Origin of the sequence: Micromonospora sp. DT48, assembly GCF_049844495.1 — a bacterium.
GTDB lineage: Bacteria > Actinomycetota > Actinomycetes > Mycobacteriales > Micromonosporaceae > Micromonospora.
Genome location: NZ_JBNCLE010000046.1, coordinates 3,654 through 5,229, shown reverse-complemented (window position 1 = coordinate 5,229; position 1,576 = coordinate 3,654). Strand labels below are relative to the sequence as shown.

General features: G+C 56.7%; 1 rRNA gene (running past one end of the window). It reads right to left on the bottom strand.

From position 1 onward, the window contains the following. Positions 1-58 precede the first annotated feature (58 nt). Positions 59-1,576 (bottom strand): 23S ribosomal RNA (locus ACLQ2S_RS27070) (it continues 1,661 nt past the right edge of the window).

Below are 1,576 nucleotides of genomic sequence, written 5' to 3'. Positions count from 1 at the left end.
GTGTCGGGTGTGTTGTTTGTTTGCTGTGAGTTACACAGTGGACGCGAGCAGAATCTTTGTGAGCAAGTCCTCGGCCTATTAGTACCGGTCAACTGAACCCGTTACCGGGCTTACATTTCCGGCCTATCAACCCAGTCGTCTAGCTGGGGGCCTTACCCCACCAAAGGTGGGTGGGATACCTCATCTTGAAGCAGGCTTCCCGCTTAGATGCTTTCAGCGGTTATCCCTTCCGAACGTAGCTAACCAGCCGTGCCCCTGGCGGGACAACTGGCACACCAGAGGTTCGTCCGTCCCGGTCCTCTCGTACTAGGGACAGCCCTTCTCAAGTATCCTACGCGCACGGCGGATAGGGACCGAACTGTCTCACGACGTTCTAAACCCAGCTCGCGTACCGCTTTAATGGGCGAACAGCCCAACCCTTGGGACCTGCTACAGCCCCAGGATGCGACGAGCCGACATCGAGGTGCCAAACCATCCCGTCGATATGGACTCTTGGGGAAGATCAGCCTGTTATCCCCGGGGTACCTTTTATCCGTTGAGCGACACCGCTTCCACACGCAAGTGCCGGATCACTAGTCCCGACTTTCGTCCCTGCTCGACCCGTCAGTCTCACAGTCAAGCTCCCTTGTGTACTTGCACTCAACACCTGATTGCCAACCAGGCTGAGGGAACCTTTGGGCGCCTCCGTTACCCTTTAGGAGGCAACCGCCCCAGTTAAACTACCCACCAGACACTGTCCCTGAACCGGATAACGGTCCGAAGTTAGATACCCGAATCAACCAGAGTGGTATTTCAAGATTGCCTCCACCCATACTGGCGTATGAGCTTCACCGGCTCCCACCTATCCTACACAAGCCGACTCAAATACCAATGTCAAGCTATAGTAAAGGTCCCGGGGTCTTTCCGTCCTGCCGCGCGTAACGAGCATCTTTACTCGTACTGCAATTTCGCCGGGCCTGTGGTTGAGACAGTGGGGAAGTCGTTACGCCATTCGTGCAGGTCGGAACTTACCCGACAAGGAATTTCGCTACCTTAGGATGGTTATAGTTACCACCGCCGTTTACTGGCGCTTAAGTTCTCCGCTTCGCCCCGAAGAGCTAACAGGTCCCCTTAACGTTCCAGCACCGGGCAGGCGTCAGTCCATATACATCGAATTACTTCTTCGCATGGACCTGTGTTTTTAGTAAACAGTCGCTTCCCCCTGCTCTCTGCGGCCATACAACGCTCCACCCGCGCGGGGCTTCACGTCTCCGGCCCCCCTTCTCCCTAAGTTACGGGGGCAATTTGCCGAGTTCCTTAACCACAGTTCGCCCGATCGCCTCGGTATTCTCTACCTGACCACCTGTGTCGGTTTGGGGTACGGGCCGCTCAGAACTCGCTAGAGGCTTTTCTCGGCAGCATAGGATCACTGACTTCACCTGAATCGGCTCGGCATCACGTCTCAGCCACATGACGTGCGGATTTGCCTACACGTCGGCCTACACGCTTACCCCGGCACAACCACCGGCCGGGCTCAGCTACCTTCCTGCGTCACCCCATCGCTTGACTACTACCCGCCAGGTTCCCACGCTCCCCC